The 1,729-nt window shown below is 70.3% G+C and carries 2 protein-coding genes; both read right to left on the bottom strand.

Translation table 11 applies throughout. The features are described 5' to 3' along the window. Positions 1–71: 71 nt before the first annotated feature. Positions 72–629: a GNAT family N-acetyltransferase gene (locus ACFV0Q_RS41360; protein ID WP_385013242.1), complete on the bottom strand. Its 558-nt coding sequence runs from the start codon at positions 627–629 to the stop codon at positions 72–74. A 56-nt stretch (positions 630–685) separates the two neighbouring features. Further along, positions 686–1,729: lanthionine synthetase C family protein (locus ACFV0Q_RS41355; protein ID WP_385013241.1), on the bottom strand; the 1,044-nt coding region annotated here is incomplete at its 5' end.

Genomic DNA, 1,729 nt, shown 5'->3' with positions numbered 1-1,729 from the left:
GGTCGGCAACTTCCCGGCCTACGGCCGCTGGGCGGAGTGGAACGGAAAGTACCGCGACACGGTGCGCCGCACTACCTGTGACGGGGTGCTTCGAGTTCGTAGACCGAGAATCCGTCCGTGCTGCCGGTCCTGTGCATGCCGAGCCCCTCGAGCGTCCGGATCGCACGGGCGTTGTCGGGGCGGGAGCACGCCTGGACGCGTTCGACGCCCAGTCGCCCGAACGCGTGGGTGAGCAGGGCACCGACGGCTTCCGTGGCCAGGCCCCGGCCCTGGTGATCCGGATGGAACGTGCAGCCGACCTCGTGCACGCCGCCGACGTCGGCGATCATGACCTCCCCTACGATCCGGCCGGTCTCCTTGAGGGCGGCGCCCAACAGGATGCGGCCGGTCACCGCGTAGGGCAGCCGGGCCTGCCGTACCTCGAAGGCGAGCATCCGGGAGAGCTGCTCCCGGTCCCACGGCTCGTGGTCCTGGTGCCGGAAGACTTCGGGAAGCGAGTGGTAGTCAGTCAGATCGTCGAGGTCGTCGGGACGCAGAGCGCGCAGGACGAGCCGGGCGGTGTCGATGACGGTGTCGATGCCGGTGACGGACCGGGGGTGCGCGACATCGGGGGTGTCGGCTGAGTGCATGCCTACCCCTTTGACGCCAACCCCTCTCGTACCTGCCTCTTTCATTCCTACCTCTTTCATGCGGCCAGAATGGCGCGTTCCCAGGGTGACGGTTGGCGGTACCCGTCTTCGGCCGCGAGCAGTGCCAGGGCGATGCCCGCGCTGCCCTCGAGGAAGGAGGGCAGGTCGAAGTTCCGTCCGACGAGCTGGTTCGGGACGTGGAAGACGAAGGGGAGGCCGGCATCGGCGCGGGCGAGCAGGGTTGCGCGCAGGGACCTGCTCGCTTCGGTGAACTCCGGTTGCGCGGACTCCGCGCCGATCCTGCCGAGCAGGTGCATGGAGCCGGCCCAGCCGTGGCAGAGGCCCGGCTCGATGATGGACGCCGCTTCGTGAGGCCGCCGCAGCATGCAACGCAGTGCGTCGAACCCCTGCGTCGCCCATCCCGGCTGCGAGAACGCCCGCGCGGCGAGCTGGAAGGCGCGTGCGAGCCCTGGGGTCCCGTAGCACCAGGAGTAGCCGGGCAGCGGAGCCGGGGCCCGGTCGGAGCCGAAGAGCTCGCGCCGGGGGATGTGCCGGGGCCAGTAGCCTCCGACGTCGTCGTGGCATTTCAGGTCCAGCACGGTGTCCATGACGCGGTGGACGGCTTCCTCCTGACCGGGGACCCGGTGCCCGTGCTCCCAGGAGAGGGACAGGATCGCAAGCGGTCCGAGGATCCCGTGCGCGGTCCCCAGGTTCAGATGGCCCTCTTCGTATCCCGGCTGCGGTATGGCCGAAGGCTGGCACGTCACCCACCATCCCGGGTACTCGCGCCCGTCGACGATGACCGGTGATGTCAGCCCCACGAGGCACCGGAGCACGGACCGCAGCCGTTCGTTCCGGTCGCTGTCCTGCTGGGTGAGCAGGTAGGCCGCCATGCCGGTGAGGCCTTCGATGAGGTCCCATGACCGGAACCCCGGGTTCGGGGCCTGTCGCTCCTGTCGGGCCGTCTCCCGTGCGACGGCCGTGTCCACGGCGGTGGTGACGCCGGCCCGGAGACGCTGGCGCAAGGACGCGTAGTTGCCGGTTCCGCGCGCCACGCACTCCGCCGCGAAGGCCACGGCGCCGAGACCGGAGTACAGGCC

This window comes from Streptomyces sp. NPDC059564 (assembly GCF_042735575.1).
Classification (GTDB): domain Bacteria; phylum Actinomycetota; class Actinomycetes; order Streptomycetales; family Streptomycetaceae; genus Streptomyces.
The sequence above is the reverse complement of the archived record's forward strand: the minus strand, read 5'-3'. Positions and strand labels throughout refer to the sequence as shown.